Here is a 16,978-nt window from a genome sequence, read left to right as displayed (position 1 = left end):
GCACCGAGCCACTGACAACCCGGCTGGGCCCGCGAACGGCCCGTCAGCCGCTGTCAGTGCCGCCACCTACGGTCGGTCGCATGGAGGAACGCTGGAGCACCGAACACGTCCTGTCCCTGGCACCTGACGCCGCCTCGCAGAAGGCGGCGGGCAAGCTCTCCGCGCCCGCGCCGTGGTCCGGCACCGGCACCGACGGCACCGCGCTCTGGGGGGAGTGCAAGGGCAGCGGCCGCACGCCGTACCGCACCGCGATCGAACTCGCCACGCCCGCCTACCAGTGCAGCTGCCCCAGCCGGAAGTTCCCGTGCAAGCACGCGCTCGGGCTCCTCCTGCTGTGGAGCGGCACCCCGCAGGCCGTCCCGGCCGGCGAGCCCGCCGACTGGGTCGCCGAGTGGCTCAAGTCCCGCCAGGAGCGCACGGAGAAGCGCGCGGCGGAGCCGGTCGACCCGGAGGCCGCACGGCGGCGGGCCGAGAAGCGCGGCGCCCGGGTCACCGCGGGGGCCGCCGAACTGCGGCTGCGGCTGACCGACCGGGTCCGGCACGGCCTGGCCGACCAGTCCACCGCCGGGCCCTGGGAGGAGGTCGCCGCCCGGATGGTCGACGCGCAGGCCCCCGGCCTGGCCACCCGGGTCCGCGAACTGGACGCGCTGCCGCAGGAGCGGCTGCTGGAGGAGTACGCGATGCTGCACCTGCTCGCCACCGCCGCCACCCGGATGGACGAGCTGCCGCCCGAACTGGCCGCCACCGTCCGCACCCGGGTCGGGTACCCCGCGGACGACAGCACGCTGGGGACCGGCGTCCGCGACCGCTGGCTGGTGCTCGGCAGCCGGGACACCACGGTCGAGCGGCTCACCACCCGCCGGGTCTGGCTGCGCGGCGCCAAGACCGGCCGCCCGGCCCTGCTGCTCGCCTTCGGCCACTCCGGCCAGGCGCCCGCCCTCGCCCTGCCCACCGGCCACCTGGTGGAGGCCCAGCTCGCCTACTACCCCGGCGCCCATCCGCTGCGCGCCACCCTCTGCAAGCGCTACGGCGCCCCCGAGCCGGGCCCCGCCGGGCCGCCCGCGGGGCTGACGGTCGCCGAGGCGGTGGCCGGCTACGGCACCGCCGTCGCCGACGACCCGTGGCTGGAGAGCCGACCGACGGTGCTCGGCGACGTCGTCCCGGTCCGCACCCCGGACGGCTGGTTCCTGACGGACGGCCACCACACCGTGCCGGTCCGCACCTCGACCGCCCCGGAGGCCGCGCTGTGGCGGCTGGCCGCGGTCTCCACCGGCCGCCCGCTCACGGTCTTCGGCGAGTACGGCCACCAGGGCTTCGCCCCGGTCACGGCCTGGGCTGCCGGCCGACGCCCGGTCGGCCTCACCAACGCTTAGGAGCACCGAGAATGACGACCACCCAGGACCCGTGGGAGACCCTGCAGACCAGCGCCCTGCTCGGGACCGACCGCCGACCGCTCCCGGCCACCGCCCTGCCGCTCGCCGACGCCGTGGACCGGGGCGACCAGGCCGCCGCCCTGCTGGAGCTGGCCGCGCTGGCCGCCGTCCGCCGCCGGGCCGGCGCGCTGCCCGTACCGGCCGCCGAGCCGCCCGGCCCGCCCGCGGCCGAGGACACCCGCCCGGAACTGCCGGAGCCCGCAGCCCGCCGCCTGGCCGTCCTGCTCTCGGGCCGGACCGGCGCCGGCGGCGGCACCCTGGCCAACCTGGCCGAGCTGCTGCCCCAGTGGCTCACCGCCGCCCGGGCGAGCGGCCTGCGCCCGCCCGCCGCGCTGGTGCCCGGCCTGCTCGACGCCGCCCGCGCCCGCAGCGAACTGCGGCCCGACGCCGTGGCGTTGGCCGGTCCGCTGGGCCGCTGGCTGGCCGAGCAGAACCCCGACTGGCGGTTCGTGCTGCGCACCACCACGCCCGAGCTGCCGCAGGAGTGCGCGGACGACCGGCTCTGGCACGAGGGCCTGTTCGCCGAGCGGGTCACCCACCTCACGCTGCTGCGCCGCCGCGATCCCGCGGCCGGCCTGGAACTGCTGCGCGGCACCTGGGCCACCGAGCGCGCCGAGGACCGTCTGCTCTTCCTGGACGCCCTCCAGGAGGGCCTCTCCCCCGCCGACGAACCGTTCCTGGAGGCCGCCCTCGGCGACCGCAGCAAGAACGTCCGGGCCACCGCCGCCGAGCTGCTCTCCGCCCTGCCCGACTCGGCGCTGGCCCACCGGATGGCCGAGCGGGCCCGGGCCGCCGTCCGGCTCGCCGACACCGGCACCCACCTGCTGGTCACCCCGCCCGCCGAGTGCGACGCCCGGATGCAGCGCGACGGGATCGCCCCCAAGTCGCCCACCGGGCGCGGCGAACGGGCCTGGTGGTTCGGCGAGGTGGTGGCCGCCGCGCCACTGGCGACCTGGTCGACGAGCACCGGGCTGACGCCCGAGCAGCTGCTCGCCCTGCGGGTCGGCGACAGCCTCGACGAGGCCAGCAGCAGCTGGGCCGACGACCTGCGCGAGGCCTGGGCGCGGGCAGCCGTCCGTCAGCAGGACGCCGACTGGGCCCGGGCGCTGCTCGGCCCGGCCCCGGCCCCGCCCGGACGCGGCGCCCGGACCCGCTCGCCGCGGGCCACCGGCGCCCCGGCCAAGCTGCTGGCCGTCCTCCCGCCACAGGAGCGGGCCGCCTGGACGGCCGCGTTCATCACGGTGCACGGACTGGGCGAGGCCTTCCAACTGCTCGGCGCCTGCGCCACCCCGTGGACGCCGCCGCTGTCCACCGCCGTGGTGACGGCGCTGGCCCGGGCGGCGGCCTCCGGGGCGTACCCGTGGAGCCACAGCGGGGTGCTCGGGATGACGGAGCGCGCGCTCTCCCCGGAGTCGGCCGCCGCGGTGGAGGAGCTGGCCGCCGAGGCCGCCCCGGACTCCGCGTGGTCCGAGACCTTCGCCCGGCTGGCCGGCACCCTGCGCTTCCGGGCGGCGATGCTCGCGGAGCTGGCGGGCTGAACCCGGCGGAGCACCGGACACGACGGAGCGGGCCGGTCCCGGGAGGGGCCGGCCCGCTCGACGCCCGGTGGCTCAGCCCGCCCGCAGGTTCGACTCGACCCAGGCGACCACGTCCCGGGTCGGCGTGCCCGGGGTGAAGATGTCCGCGACGCCCATCGCCTTGAGCTCGGCGATGTCCTCGTCCGGGATGATCCCGCCGCAGAAGACCTTGATGTCCTCCGCGTCGCGCTCCTTCAGCAGCTCCAGCACCCGCGCGCACAGCGTCATGTGGGCGCCGGAGAGGATCGACAGCCCGATGCCGTCCGCGTCCTCCTGGATCGCGGTGTCGACGACCTGCTCGGGCGTCTGGTGCAGTCCGGTGTAGATGACCTCCATACCGGCGTCGCGCAGGGCACGCGCGATGACCTTGGCACCACGGTCGTGACCGTCGAGCCCGGGCTTGGCGACCACCACACGGATCGGCCCCGACACACTCATGACTGCCTCCTGGACATCGTCGTCCACCATCCGACCGGGCCTCGTGGGCCGCCGGCGCGGTTAACGGTCAATAACCAATCTGAGGGGAGGTTAGCGCCACCGGGCACGGTTGACCGTGCCACCCCCCAAGAGGAGGGCAAAGTCACAGCTCCGGGCCTTGCTACCAGCGGGTATACCCCTCCTTCCCGCAACCTCCGCACAGACCCCCCGGCCGCCCCCTTGACATCCGGAGGGTTTTCCGGAGCGTCGACCTTGCGGTTACAGTCACGGCTGTTCTCCCCCTCGCCCGACGACGTCCGAGGCCCACCGAGGAGGCAGCCCCCGATGGCTCCCGATGCAGCCGCCCGTCCGACCCGTGCGGAGCTGCGCCTCGCGGCCCGCGAACAGTCCCGTGCCCAGCGCCGCGGCGCCGCCAAGGCGGCCACCCGGACGGCACTGCTGCGGGTCGCGCTGCCGTCGGTGGCGGCGCTCGGCGTGGCCGCCGCAGCGGCGGTCACCGTGCAGGGCGAGGCCGACCAGCAGCGCGCCCAGGCCGCCGGGCGGGTGCCGCAGACGGCGACGGACAACGCCCCGGACACCGCGGCCGCGCGGACGGCGGCCGCCCAGGCGGTCGCGGCCGGCGCACCGGCCCAGGCCTCGCGCGGCGACGCCCGCCAGCCGCTGGCCGGCGCCCAGCCCGCCGACGCCCCCGCCGAGGCCCCCACCGCGCAGCCCACCGCCGAGCCGGCGCCCGAGCCGGTCAAGCCCAAGGTGGTCATGCCGGTCGCCCGGCACGGCCTCGGCGAGGTGTTCGGCGAGGCCGGCACCCACTGGGCCAACCGGCACACCGGCATCGACTTCCCGGTGGACGGCGGCTCCGAGGTCTACGCCGTGGCCGACGGCACCCTCCGCACCCAGTGGAACCCGTTCTACGGCTACATGACGATCATCAAGATGTCCGACGGCACCGAGGCCTGGTACTGCCACCTGCGGGCGTACAAGGTGCGCAAGGGCCCGGTGAAGCAGGGCGACGTGGTCGCCTTCGTCGGCAGCAGCGGCAACAGCACCGGCCCGCACCTGCACTTCGAGATCCGGCCGCAGGGCAGCGGGCCGATCGACCCGCTGCCCTGGTTCCTCTCGAACGGCCTGGACCCGCGCTAGAACGCCCTACAGCTTCTCGACCGGCGCGTAGCGCAGCAGCAGCTGCTTGCGCCCGTCGGTGCCGAAGTCGACGGTGGCCTGTGCCCGGTCGCCGACGCCCGTGACGGCCACCACGGTGCCCAGCCCGAAGCTGTCGTGGGTGACCCGGTCGCCGACCGCGAGCGAGACGGCCTCGCGCTCCACCAACCGGCCGCCGCCGCGCCGCGCCGACTGCCCCCAGCCGGCCTTGGGCGACGCCGCCGACGACGAGGAGCGCGAACTCCCGCCGCCGGACGAGGACTTGCCCCAGGACGCGCCCGAGGAGTAGCCGCGCTGGACCGGCGCCTGGGCCGCCCCGGTGCGCTTCCACTCCACCAGCGCCTCCGGGATCTCCTCCAGGAAGCGCGAGGCCGGGTTGTAGGCCGGCTGCCCCCAGGCGCTACGCAGCACCGAGCGGGTCAGGTACAGCCGCTCGCGGGCCCGGGTGAGGCCGACGTACGCGAGCCGGCGCTCCTCCTCCAGCTCCTTGACCTGGTTGAGCGCCCGCATGTGCGGGAAGATCCCGTCCTCCATGCCGGTCAGGAAGACCACCGGGAACTCCAGGCCCTTGGCGGTGTGCAGGGTCATCATCGTGATGACGCCCTGCCCGTCCTCGTCCTCATCGGGGATCTGGTCGGAGTCGGCGACCAGCGCGACCCGCTCCAGGAAGTCGGCCAGCGAGCCGACCGGCGGCGTGCCCTCCTCCCCGGCGTCCGGACGCTCGCCCGGGTCCTGCTCGTACTCCAGGGCGACGGAGGCGAGCTCCTGGAGGTTCTCCACCCGGGTCTCGTCCTGCGGGTCCGTCGACGCCTGGAGCTCGGCCAGGTAGCCGGTCTCCTCCAGGACGGCCTCCAGCACCGCCGCCGGGCCCGCGCCCGACTCGACCACCTGGCGCAGCCCGGCCATCAGGGTGTTGAACTTCTTGACGGCGTTGGCCGAGCGCGCGGCCATCCCGTACGCCTCGTCGACCCGCACCAGCGCCTGGGCAAAGGAGATCCGCTCCCGCGCGGCGAGCGCGTCGATCATCGCCTCGGCCCGCTCGCCGATGCCGCGCTTGGGCACGTTGAGGATCCGGCGCAGCGGCACCGTGTCCTCGGGGTTGGAGAGCACCCGCAGGTACGCCAGGACGTCCCGGACCTCCTTGCGCTCGTAGAAGCGCACCCCGCCGACCACCTTGTACGGCAGGCCGACCCGGATGAACACCTCCTCGAACACGCGGGACTGGGCGTTGGTCCGGTAGAAGATCGCGACGTCGCCGGGCTTGGCCTCGCCCTTGTCGGTGAGCCGGTCGATCTCGTCGGCGATGAACTGGGCCTCGCCGTGCTCGTCGTCCGCGACGTAGCCGACGACCTTCTCGCCGTGGTCCCCGGCCGTCCACAGCTTCTTCTCGCGGCGGTTGGCGTTGCGCTCGATGACGGCGTTGGCGGCGCTCAGGATCGTCTGGGTGGAGCGGTAGTTCTGCTCCAGCAAGATCGTGGTCGCGTTCGGGTAGTCCTCCTCGAACTGGAGGATGTTGCGGATCGTCGCGCCGCGGAAGGCGTAGATCGACTGGTCCGCGTCACCGACCACGCACAGCTCGGCGGGCGGCACCTCGGCGAGGTGCGCGGCCGCCGGGTTCACGAAGTCCCCGTCCGCGGTGCGCTTCGGCGCGGCCGCGACGGATCCGCCGCTCAGCTCCCGGACGAGCATGTACTGGGCGTGGTTGGTGTCCTGGTACTCGTCGACCAGGATGTGCCGGAACCGGCGCCGGTAGTGCTCGGCGACGTCGGGGAAGGCCTGCAGCAGGTTCACCGTCGTCATGATGATGTCGTCGAAGTCCAGCGCGTTGGCCTCGCGCAGCCGCCGCTGGTAGAGCGCGTACGCCTCGGCGAGCTTCTTCTCCATCGGGTTGGCGGCCTGGTCGGCGAAGGTCTCCTCGTCGATCAGCTCGTTCTTGAGGTTGCTGATCTTCGCGGTGAAGGACTTCGGCGGGAACTGCTTCGGATCCAGGTCGAGGTCACGGCAGACCAGCGACATCAGCCGCTGCGAGTCGGCCGAGTCGTAGATCGAGAAGCTGGAGGTGAAGCCCAGCTGCTTGGACTCGCGGCGCAGGATGCGCACGCAGGCGCTGTGGAAGGTGGAGACCCACATCGCCCGGGCGCGCGGGCCGACCAGCGCTTCGACGCGCTCGCGCATCTCGCCGGCCGCCTTGTTGGTGAAGGTGATCGCCAGGATCTCCCCCGGCTGCACGCCGCGGGCGCCCAGCAGGTGGGCGATCCGGTGGGTCAGCACCCGGGTCTTGCCCGAGCCGGCGCCGGCCACGATCAGCAGCGGGGAGCCCGCGTGCAGCACCGCCTCGCGCTGCGGGTCGTTCATCCCCTCCAGCAGTTGCGCCGGGTCGATCACCGCCCGGGCGGCGCCGTTGCGGTACCAGGCGTCCCGCTCCGTCTCGGCGGCGTGGTCGGTCTGGAACAGCCCGTCCGGGATGGCCTCCTCGTACGCGTCGTACGGGAGGTCGTCCTCGTACGGCGGGGGCTCCTCGTCCACGGGAGCGGCGGGCTGCTTCGACCCGGCGGCGGGGGCCTCGAAACCGGGGAGCGGAAGGTCGTCAAAGAGGCTACTCATGGCACATCGAGTCTATGGCCACCCGCTGACAAGCCCGCCCGCCCCGAAGGATCCGGGGCGGGCGGGCTTCGGCTCCCGGACCTGTCAGACCAGGCGGCGGGCGGTGGCCCAGCGGGTCAGCTCGTGGCGGTTGCTCAGCTGGAGCTTGCGCAGCACGGCGGAGACGTGGCTCTCGACCGTCTTCACCGAGATGAAGAGCTGCTTGGCGATCTCCTTGTAGGCGTAGCCGCGGGCGATCAGCCGCAGGACCTCGCGCTCGCGCTGGGTGAGCCGGTCCAGGTCCTCGTCCACCGGCGGGGTGTCGGTGGCGGCGAAGGCGTCCAGCACGAAGCCGGCCAGCCGGGGCGAGAACACCGCGTCGCCGTCGGCGATCCGGAAGACCGCGTTCACCAGGTCGGTGCCGGTGATGGTCTTGGTGACGTAGCCGCGCGCGCCGCCGCGGATGACGCCGATGACGTCCTCGGCGGCGTCCGACACCGACAGCGCCAGGAACTTGACCCCTCCCTGCTCCCCCATCACGCCGGCCGAGCGGCGCAGCACCTCGACGCCGCCGCCGCCCGGCAGGTGGACGTCGAGCAGTACCACGTCCGGCCTGGTCTCGGCGACCACGCGGACCGCCGAGTCCACGTCGTCGGCCTCGCCGACCACGTCGATGCCGGTCACCTCGGTACGGCCGATCTCGGCCCTGACCCCCGTCCGGAACATCCGGTGGTCGTCCACCAGTACGACCCGCGCGGTCCGCCCCCGGCCTTCGGCTGGGGGCACCCCCATCGGAGCTGCCTCAGTCATCCGTTCTCTCCATCTCCAGCTCGACCTCGGTACCGCCGCCCGCCGCCGGCCGCACCCGAGCGGTGCCGCCGTTGCGCTTCATCCGGCCGATGATCGACTCCCGTACGCCCATCCGGTCCTCGGGCACCGTGTCGGGGTCGAAGCCGGGGCCGTGGTCGCGGACGAACACCGACACCGTCCTCCCCTCCACCTCGGCGTAGACCTGGACCGGTCCCCCGCCACCGTACTTGGCCGCGTTGACGGTCGCCTCCCTCGCGGCCTGCATCTGTGCCGCGATCCTCTCGTCCATCGGGCAGTCGCCGACGATCACCAGCTCGACCTGGACGCCGTGCCGGTCCTCGACCTCGGCGACGGCGGCCCGCAGGGTCTCCGCCATGGTGTCCGGCGCGGCCTCGGCGGCGGCCTCCGGGCGGTACAGCCACAGCCGCAGCTCGCGCTCCTGCGAGCGCGCCAGCCGCAGCACCTCCTTGGGGTCCTCGGCCCTGCGCTGGATCAGGGTCAGGGTGTGCAGCACGGAGTCGTGGATGTGCGCGGCGATCTCGGCCCGCTCCTGGGCGCGGATGCGGGCGGTGCGCTCGGCCCCGAGGTCCTGCCAGAGCCGCAGGCCGTACGGGCCGAGCAGCACCAGCACGCCGACCAGCACCGCGAGCGAGGCCTCGATCACCGAGCCGAGCGTGGAGCCGCTGCCCTGCATGGCGAGCAGCGCGATGGTGCCGACCACCGCGAGCAGCACGCCCGCGCCGACCCGGGTGTAGGCGCCGCGCCGCTTCTCGCCCTCCTCGATGCCGAACCAGCGCTGCCAGCGCGAGTCGTCGGCCTGCCGCCAGACCAGCGCCACGCCGACGCCGATCGCCAGCAGCGGCCAGGTGTACGGCTTGGCGGTCTGCCAGCCGAGCACGTTGAGCAGCGCGATCACGCCGATCACGGTCATCACCAGGGCGGCGAGCTGCCCGAGGCCGCCCTGCCCGGCCTTGCCGGCCGGCCCGGCCTCCTCCCCCTCCGCGGGGGCGGTCACCGGCTCGCCCTGCAGGGTGTGCTGGAGCAGCCGGCGCATCCGGCCCACCCAGCCGGTGGCCTGGCCGCCCTTGTTCAGCAGCCCGCCCTGCACCCCGGGCGAGGCCGGGACGAACGCCCCGTTGACGTACACCCACTGGGCGCCGCCGCGCTGCGAGGGCTCGCCGATGCCGATCGGCACCACGAACCAGAACGCGGCGTACAGCAGCGCGCCGATCCCCTGCGCGAAGAACAGCACGACGAAGGCGATCCGCACCCACCGCACCGGCAGCCCGAGGTGCACCGCCAGGCCGTGCGCGACGCCGCCGAGCATCCGGCCCCGCGGACTGCGGTAGAGCCGCCGGTAGGGCGGCCGACCGCCGTCGGGCGCGCTCGGGTCGGCGCCGGCCGACGGCACGGCGTCGGGGGCGATGGTTCGGGGATCGGTACCGGGGGCTGCCACGCCACCGATGGTTCCACGCGGGCGCCCGCGGGCGCATCAGGGTGTGTCCCCATCCCGTATCAGGGACAAGTCAGGGTACGGACAGGGATCGACCCGGTTGGGCCGGGCCGTCCCCTGCCGGAAGGATGGTGCCCATGACCGAGGACCCCCGCATCGAGGAGGCCGGGCCCGCCGCCCCGCCGGAACCGGACCGCCCGCCACTGACCCGGGCCGAGCACCACCGCGTGGTGGCCGGCGTCTGCGGCGGCCTCGGCCGGCACCTGGACATCGACCCGGTGGTGTTCCGGATCGTCACGGTGGTGCTCTGCCTCTCCGGCGGCCTCGGGCTGTTCCTGTACGGCCTGGCCTGGCTGATCGTCCCGACGGACGGCGAGCCCAAGGGCCGCGGCGGGCGCACCGAGCTCCAGCGGGTGCTCACCGGACGGGTGGACGGCCAGTCGGTCGGCGCGGTGCTGCTGACGGTGATCGGCACCGGGGTGTTCTTCTCCTCGATGGGCGACGGGGACCAGATGTTCCCGCTGCTGCTGCTCGCCGCCCTGGTCTTCCTCGCGGTGCGCTACGACCCGGAGCGCCGCCGGGGCCGGGGGCGCGAGCGCCGCCGCGGCGGCCCGTACGACCGCCACTTCCCCGGGCAGGAGGGCACCGGGGTCACCGGCGGCGCCGCGAGCGCCGACGGCACCGGGGCCTACCGCTGGCCGCGGCCGGAGCAGGACGAGGCCGCCCGGCCCGCCGGCCGGACCCCCGCCGACGGCCCGGCCCCCGGCCCCGGCGGCTACCTGTGGGACCCGCGCCACCCCGAGCGCAACCCGTACGGGGGCGCCTCCCCGGCCGGCCCGACCCCGCCGTACGGCACCCCCGTGCCCCCGGCCGGCGGCCCGGCCCAGCCCTGGTGGCAGCGCGCCGACCTGCCCGAGGGCGACCCGCTGCGCAAGGAGAACGCCCAGCGCCGCCCCGCGCCCGTCGCCGTGCGGCACCCCCGGGAGCGCTCGGCGCTCGGCTTCTTCGGCTTCCTGCTGGCGGTCGGCGCCGGCGCCGCGGTCTGGGCCGCCTCCGCCGACCACCACAACCCCACCGTGCTGGGCGCGACGGTGCTGGCCACCGCGCTGCTGGTGGTGGGCCTGACCCTGCTGGTCGGCGCGAAGTTCGGCCGGGCCCGCCGGCTGGCGGTGACCGGCATGCTGCTCACCCTGGCGCTGGCCTTCGTCGGCCACGCGCCGGACTCCATGCGCAACGCCGTCGGCGACCGCGAGTGGACCGTCGCCTCGGCGGCCGACCTGCACGACCGGTACAACCTGGCCGCCGGGAAGATCAACCTGAACCTGTCCGCGGTCGACCCGGCCGGGGCCACCCTCTCCACCAAGGTCGACCTCGGCGTCGGCGACATCACCGTCACCGTGCCGGACGACGTGACGGTGAACGTGGTGGCCCGGGTCGGCCTGGGCAACGTCTCCGCCCCCGACGACCGGAGCGACAGCACCGGACGGCACACCTACTTGATCGGTCCTGCCAACGGGCAGCCGGCCAAGGGCACCCTCAATCTCGAACTCGGACTCGGGCTCGGCAACATCAAGGTGGTCCAGCAGTGAGGAAGCACCGGCTCGACCTGTTCTCGCTGATCGCGGGTGCGCTGTTCACCGTGATCGCCGTGGTCTACCTGGTCGCGGCGCTCAACGACCGGTCGGTGAACGGGCGGATCGTCATCCCCGTCGCCTTCATCGTGCTCGGCGTCGGCGGCCTGGCCGGCGCGGTCGCGGCGGTGGCCCGGCGCGGCCGGCCCGACCGCGAGGACTGACCGCCCCCTGAGCGCCGCGAGCGCGCCCGCCCGGCCCCGGGTCCTCAGCTCTGCTGCGGGCCCAGGGTCAGCTGGTCCCCGTTCTTGCTGACGGCGTACTTGGGCAGCGGCTTGACCGCCGGCCCGTTGACCACCGCACCGGTCGCGGCGTCGAACCGGGAGCCGTGGCAGGGGCAGTACAGCTGGCCGTTCTTCGGCGCGTCCACGGCGCAGCCCGAGTGGGTGCACACCGCGGAGAAGGCGCAGTACTGGCCGGCCTTGGGCTGCACGATGTAGACGGCGTCCCCGGTGGCCGGGTCCTTGACCTGGGCCGCGCCGCCGACCGGCACGCTCGCGGCGGGCACCGCGGGGGCCTGCGCCGAGGCGTTCGAGACCGCGGCGTCGGGGGCCGGCGCGTCGGCGACCGGGGCCGCCGACTGCTTGGCGGCGGCCGACTCGTCCCGGCCGAAGGTACGGGTCAGCGAGCCGGTGAGCAGCCCGGCCCCGCCGATCGCGACGGCCGCGATCCCGCCGTCCACCAGGGCCCGGCGCTTGACGTGGTCCTCGCCCAGCCCGCGCTCGCGGTCCCGCGCGGCCCGGCGAGCCAGGTAGCCGTCCACCGACAGGTCCGGCGTGCCGGCCAGCAGCAGCGGGGTCCAGGCCATCAGGTAGGCCAGGTCGTTGCCGAGGTAGTACGGCGAGACGCTCCAGCTGACCGTCAGCCACAGGCTGAGGTTGAGCAGCGCGCCGCCGAGCGCGGCGACCCGGCCCCACAGGCCGAGCAGGGTGCCGAGGCCCACCGCCAGCTCGCCGAAGGCCACGGCGAGCGCGAACAGGGTCGGGTGGCCGAGGGCGGGGCCGAGCAGGAAGGAGACCGGGCTGCCGCCCGCCTTGGCGGCCTGGGTCTGCGAGACGAAGGAGGCCGGGTCGCCCGCCCCGGCCAGGAAGTGGGCGTCGGAGAGCTTGTCGAGGGCGGCGTAGACGAAGGTGACGCCGAGGAAGAGCCGCAGCGGCAGCAGCGCGTACCTGGACGCGCGCGCCCTCAGCTGCGCGGCCCGGGCGGCCGGACCGGCCGCTCCCCCGCCTGCCGGCACCGGGTTGCTGGCCTCCGACATCCCTCACACCTTCCCTCGCCGCCTGCCACCGCCTGACAGGTCCGGTCCGCATTCTGCCCGCTCCCGGCCGCTTTCGGTGGGAGGTCCCTCCCGACGAGCGGCGCCCGCACCACAAACGGCCGCGCCGTCGCTCCCTCCGTTACGGGAACGACGGCGCGGCCGTTCAGGCATCGGCCTCAGGGACGCGGAAACCTCCCGTCGGCCGGTGGGAGTGCTACTCCCACTCGATGGTGCCCGGCGGCTTGCTGGTGACGTCGACGACGACGCGGTTCACGTCGCGGACCTCGTTGGTGATCCGGGTGGAGATCTTCGCCAGCACGTCGTACGGCAGGCGCGACCAGTCGGCGGTCATGGCGTCCTCGGACGAGACCGGGCGCAGCACGATCGGGTGGCCGTAGGTGCGGCCGTCGCCCTGCACGCCCACGCTGCGGACGTCGGCGAGCAGCACGACCGGGCACTGCCAGATCTCGCGGTCCAGACCGGCCGCGGTCAGCTCCTCGCGGGCGATCGCGTCGGCGTCGCGGAGCAGGTCCAGGCGCTCCTTGGTGACCTCGCCGACGATCCGGATGCCCAGGCCCGGGCCCGGGAACGGCTGGCGCTGGACGATCTCCTCCGGCAGGCCCAGCTCCTGGCCGACCATCCGGACCTCGTCCTTGAACAGCTTGCGCAGCGGCTCGACCAGCTGGAACTGGAGGTCCTCGGGCAGGCCGCCGACGTTGTGGTGGGACTTGATGTTGGCGGTGCCGGTGCCGCCGCCGGACTCCACCACGTCCGGGTACAGGGTGCCCTGGACCAGGAAGTCGACCGACTCGCCCTGCTCGCCGGCCTCGGCGACGATCTCGGCCTGGGCCTGCTCGAAGACCCGGATGAACTCCCGGCCGATGATCTTGCGCTTCTCCTCGGGGTCGGTGACCCCCTTCAGCGCGTTCAGGAAGCGCTCGGAGGCGTCGACGACCTTCAGCTGGACGCCGGTGGCGGCCACGAAGTCCTTCTCGACCTGCTCGGTCTCGCCCTTGCGCATCAGGCCGTGGTCGACGTAGACGCAGGTCAGCCGGTCGCCGATGGCCTTGTTGACCAGGGCGGCCGCGACCGCGGAGTCCACGCCGCCGGACAGGCCGCAGATCGCGCGCTTGTCGCCGACCTGCTCGCGGATCAGGGCGATCTGCTCGTCGACCACGCTGCCGGTGGTCCAGGTCGGGGCGATGCCGGCGCCGCGGTAGAGGAAGTGCTCCAGGACCTGCTGGCCGTGGTCGGAGTGCAGCACCTCGGGGTGGTACTGGACGCCGTAGAGCCGGGCCTCGTCGTTCTCGAAGGCCGCGACCGGGACCAGGTCGGTGGAGGCGGTGACGGTGAAGCCCTCCGGGGCGGCGGAGCAGGCGTCGCCGTGCGACATCCACACCGAGTGCTGCGCCGGGACGCCCTCGAACAGGGTGGAGCCGGCGCGGGAGACGGTCAGCGGGGTGCGGCCGTACTCGCGGGCGCCGTTGTTGTCGACGGTGCCGCCGAGGCTCTTGGCCATCAGCTGGAAGCCGTAGCACATGCCGAAGACCGGGACACCGGCCTCGAAGATCGAGCGGTCGATCTGCGGCGCGCCCTCTTCGTAGACCGACGACGGGCCGCCGGAGAGGATGATCGCCTTGGGGTTCTTGGCGAGCATCTCGGCGACCGGCATGCTGCTCGGCACGATCTCGCTGTAGACCCGCGCCTCACGCACCCGACGGGCGATGAGCTGGGCGTACTGGGCGCCGAAGTCGACCACCAGGACGGGGTCGTTGTCCGGCGCGGACTGGACGGGAATTGCAGAGGACACGGACGGCCTTCCGGCAGCGGTATCGAGGTGTCGCGCGTGGCCGCCTCCCCGGCGGGGCTGCGGCTGCGGCGGACGGTGTGGGGTGTCTGGACACCGATTCTACCGGGCTGTCCGGTTTCACTCGTCTGCACGTCCAATGGACCGTGACCGCGCGGGGCGGCGGTTCGTTGCTTCTGACGAACGTACGGCCGCGCCGCGTCCGCCAGACGCGCCGCCGCCCCCGCGGGGGCACCGCCGTACGGCAGCAGGACCACGCGTGGAGCTTCACCCCAGTACACCGGCGCACGTGGTGCCGCCGCCCGGCCCGCCGGGCGCACGGCTCCGTGGGACCGTGCGCGGGTGCCGCGGCCGGCCAGCAGGGGACAGCGAACCCGGCCGCGACTGGGCCGAGAGGTGGGACGGCCGGGGTCCGGGGACGCCCGGGACCGGTCGTCACACCCCCGGTCCGATCCGGTGCGCGCCCGAGCGCACTCCCCCGTCCAGCCGGCGCCGCTACGCGCGTCCCCGTGCGCCACAACCACCCGAACCGCTACTCACCGTGATCATCAGCGGCGGGCTCGACGGGAAATGCTCTGTGCCGAACTGTGCCGAACCGGTTGCAGAGCGAGCCCCTCGTCCAGCACGATGCTCGTTGTAAGCGGTTCTCCCGGCGCCTCACGGCTCGCCGAGGAGGCCCGCGACGGCGTTCTCCGCAGCCGCGCCGCAGGGAGGCGGCAGCGGCTTACCGCTCACACTCCGTGAGCGCGGGCCCGGCGCAGACCTGCGCACCGACCCGCCGCCCACGGACGTCCGCGCCCCGCGCGACCGGCCACCCACGCCGGAGCCGCACGGCGCACCCCGAAGCCAACCGACACGACGGCGCTCCTCCCCCGGCGCCGTCACCGCAGCACCGGCGCGGCCCTGACGCCGAGTGCTGAACGACAAAGGGCCCCGTTCCCCCGCGGGGCCCTTTGCCCTTTTCGGGAGCCCCGGAGTCAGGGGCGCCCGGAGTCAGGGGTGCTCGCGCCAGACGCTCGGGTCGACCGGCTCCTGGCCCGGGGGCGGCGGCACCGCGCCGGGCGCCGACGTCCCGCCGGCCGGAGCGGGCGGCGCCGGGTGCGAGTCCAGCACCTCGCTCGGCCCGCCGGACTGCGGCGGCACGCCGTGGCCCGGTGCCACCGGCGCCCCCGGCGTCGCGTACGGCGCCTGCGGCGGCACCTGCGCGTACGGCCCGCCGGTCTGGGCCCCGGCACCCTGCACGCCGGCGCCCTGGGCTCCAGCGCCCTGGGCGGACGCGAACGGCGACTCGGCGTACGGCACCGCGGTCTGCGGCGCGCCCACACCCCGGCCGCGGACGGCCGCCAGCAGCGGCGGCACCAGCACCGCGCCGACCACCGACCAGACCAGGTTGGCCAGCAGCACGCTGAGGAACACCAGGCCGACCGAGGTCTCCTGGGACATGTCCACGCGGGCCGAGGAGGTCCAGCCCCGCATCGACATCGTCCTGGTCATCTGCGCACCGGCCACCGCCATCAGCGCGGTGAGCGCCACCCCGTACACGGCCGCCAGCCGGAGCCGGTCGGCCGCGTCCAGTCGGCGCCGGTACGCGGACCAGCCGAGCAGGCCCGCCGCGGCGAGCGCCAGCAGGCCGCACCAGCGCCAGTCCGCGGCCGCGTCGTGCAGGTCGAGGAAGGAGATCTCCGCGTCGCTGCTGCGGTCGCCCCAGCTCTCGCCCTGGCCGGACAGCCCGGAGTGCACCCGCCAGGTCGACCCCGAGCCGAAACCGAGCAGGAGGAGGCCCAGGTTGGGCAGGAAAGCGAGCGAGACCGCCGTCTCCACGCCCTCCTTGCTGTTCGCCGCGACCAGCACGAAGGCCACCAGTGCGGCCAGGCCGACCGCCAGCGCCAGCGCCTGGCCCGCCGTGAGCGCGGCCACCGCCCAGCCGCGCACCGACCGGTTGCGCCAGGCCGCCCAGCGCAGGGCGTCGGTGCCGTGGACGGCGAAGGCCAGTGCGGCGGCCAGCAGGGCCGTCCACCCGACCGCCTCCACCCAGCCCGAGTCCGCGCCGAAGCTCATGCCGGTGCTCCGCAGGGGGTAGCCGGACTCGTCGTCGAACCGGTCCGCCGGATGCCAGGTCGTTCCTCCGACCAGCCCGATCAGCAGCGCCACCCCGGCCAGCACCACGGCGGTGCGCAGTGCCTCGCCACCGGCCTGGCCGCGGGTCAGCTGGGCGCCGGCCGCCTTGCGCCCGCGGGCCCCGGCCCGCAGGCCGAGCCAGAGCGCCAGTGCCCAGAGCACGGTGACGGTCATCGGCAGCACCCGGAACGCGAGCTCCAGGTCGTCCAGGGTGTCGCGGCTGGACGCGGGGTGCCCGGTCAGCCGGAACGGCGCGCCGAAGGCGTTCAGGGTCATCGCCAGCGCCGCGCCGAACCGGTCGCCGTAGCCGGGCGAGGCGATGAACGCGTCGTAGTCGTAGCCGCTCGGGACGGCCGTGATCAGCGCCGCCACGAGCAGCACGCCGGTCGGGGCGATCGCGGCCCGGAGCGCCGGGCGCCAGTCCGATCCGGTGAGCCAGCGCATCACCGGCGAGGGCCCGCGCCGCGGCTCGTACGGGTTCCCGCTGCCCCAGCTGCCCACCGCGGGCGGCCCGGCGACGGGCGGCGGCGGGGGCGGCGGGTACCCGGGGGCACCGGGCGGCGGACCGTACGAGGGCGGGACGGGCGGTGCGGCGGGCGGGGCGCCCGCCGGCGGGGGCGGGGGCGGGGGCGCCGACGGCCGCCCGCACGAACCGCAGACGACCGCCCCCTCCTGCGAAGTCGCGCCGCACGATGCGCAGTCGGCCATGGCC

At 74.9% G+C, this 16,978-nt stretch carries 12 protein-coding genes and 1 pseudogene; 5 read left to right on the top strand and 8 right to left on the bottom strand.

Going from position 1 to position 16,978, the window contains the following annotated elements; all coding sequences use genetic code 11:
* Positions 1–80: 80 nt before the first annotated feature.
* Together ACWDBE_RS35110 and ACWDBE_RS35105 are read left to right on the top strand one after the other, a co-directional pair.
* Entirely contained in the window at positions 81–1,373 is a 1,293-nt protein-coding gene (locus ACWDBE_RS35110) for an SWIM zinc finger family protein (protein WP_449809965.1), read from the top strand.
* An 11-nt stretch (positions 1,374–1,384) separates the two neighbouring features.
* Positions 1,385–2,971 carry a DUF5691 domain-containing protein gene (locus tag ACWDBE_RS35105; protein ID WP_449788209.1) on the top strand — a complete coding sequence of 529 codons (1,587 nt, stop codon included), beginning with the start codon at positions 1,385–1,387 and terminating at the stop codon, positions 2,969–2,971.
* A 72-nt stretch (positions 2,972–3,043) separates the two neighbouring features.
* On the opposite strand, the gene ACWDBE_RS35100 is transcribed toward ACWDBE_RS35105, so the two are convergent.
* Entirely contained in the window at positions 3,044–3,448 is a 405-nt protein-coding gene (locus tag ACWDBE_RS35100; protein WP_224285525.1) for a cobalamin B12-binding domain-containing protein, read from the bottom strand.
* Positions 3,449–3,772: 324 nt separating this feature from the next.
* Between ACWDBE_RS35100 and ACWDBE_RS35095 the strand changes: the two genes are divergently transcribed.
* Positions 3,773–4,588 (top strand): M23 family metallopeptidase, encoded by an 816-nt coding sequence (locus tag ACWDBE_RS35095; RefSeq protein ID WP_449809964.1) that lies wholly within the window; start codon positions 3,773–3,775, stop codon positions 4,586–4,588.
* Between the two features lie 6 nt (positions 4,589–4,594).
* On the opposite strand, the gene pcrA is transcribed toward ACWDBE_RS35095, so the two are convergent.
* The 3 genes from pcrA to ACWDBE_RS35080 all read right to left on the bottom strand — a co-directional run bounded on the left by pcrA (position 4,595) and on the right by ACWDBE_RS35080 (position 9,326).
* Positions 4,595–7,210 (bottom strand): DNA helicase PcrA, encoded by a 2,616-nt coding sequence (gene pcrA / locus ACWDBE_RS35090; protein ID WP_449788207.1) that lies wholly within the window; start codon positions 7,208–7,210, stop codon positions 4,595–4,597.
* Positions 7,211–7,294: 84 nt separating this feature from the next.
* Entirely contained in the window at positions 7,295–7,999 is a 705-nt protein-coding gene (locus ACWDBE_RS35085; protein WP_449788206.1) for a LuxR C-terminal-related transcriptional regulator, read from the bottom strand.
* The gene (locus tag ACWDBE_RS35080) at positions 7,992–9,326 is read right to left on the bottom strand and encodes an ATP-binding protein (RefSeq protein WP_449809971.1); all 1,335 of its coding nucleotides are present in this window, start codon (positions 9,324–9,326) and stop codon (positions 7,992–7,994) included. Before ACWDBE_RS35080 ends, ACWDBE_RS35085 begins: the two co-directional genes overlap by 8 nt.
* A gap of 263 nt (positions 9,327–9,589) precedes the next feature.
* Between ACWDBE_RS35080 and ACWDBE_RS35075 the strand changes: the two genes are divergently transcribed.
* Positions 9,590–11,041: a PspC domain-containing protein gene (locus ACWDBE_RS35075; protein ID WP_449809963.1), complete on the top strand. Its 1,452-nt coding sequence runs from the start codon at positions 9,590–9,592 to the stop codon at positions 11,039–11,041.
* Positions 11,038–11,247 carry a hypothetical protein gene (locus ACWDBE_RS35070; protein WP_449788204.1) on the top strand — a complete coding sequence of 70 codons (210 nt, stop codon included), beginning with the start codon at positions 11,038–11,040 and terminating at the stop codon, positions 11,245–11,247. The genes ACWDBE_RS35075 and ACWDBE_RS35070 overlap by 4 nt, the downstream gene beginning before the upstream one ends.
* 44 nt (positions 11,248–11,291) lie before the next feature.
* Here the strand turns inward: ACWDBE_RS35070 and ACWDBE_RS35065 are convergent, their stop codons facing one another.
* The 4 genes and pseudogenes from ACWDBE_RS35065 to ACWDBE_RS35050 form a co-directional block, all read right to left on the bottom strand.
* Entirely contained in the window at positions 11,292–11,576 is a 285-nt protein-coding gene (locus tag ACWDBE_RS35065; protein WP_392914443.1) for a QcrA and Rieske domain-containing protein, read from the bottom strand.
* A 237-nt stretch (positions 11,577–11,813) separates the two neighbouring features.
* A pseudogene (locus tag ACWDBE_RS35060) lies at positions 11,814–12,341 on the bottom strand (DoxX family membrane protein); the annotation flags it as partial.
* A 214-nt stretch (positions 12,342–12,555) separates the two neighbouring features.
* Positions 12,556–14,151: a glutamine-hydrolyzing GMP synthase gene (gene guaA / locus ACWDBE_RS35055; RefSeq protein ID WP_449809962.1), complete on the bottom strand. Its 1,596-nt coding sequence runs from the start codon at positions 14,149–14,151 to the stop codon at positions 12,556–12,558.
* Positions 14,152–15,141: 990 nt separating this feature from the next.
* Positions 15,142–16,710, bottom strand: coding sequence for a hypothetical protein (locus ACWDBE_RS35050; protein ID WP_449809961.1), 1,569 nt, complete (start codon positions 16,708–16,710; stop codon positions 15,142–15,144).
* Positions 16,711–16,978: the final 268 nt, after the last annotated feature.

It is taken from the genome of Kitasatospora sp. NPDC001132 (assembly GCF_053598415.1).
The sequence above is the reverse complement of the archived record's forward strand: the minus strand, read 5'-3'. Positions and strand labels throughout refer to the sequence as shown.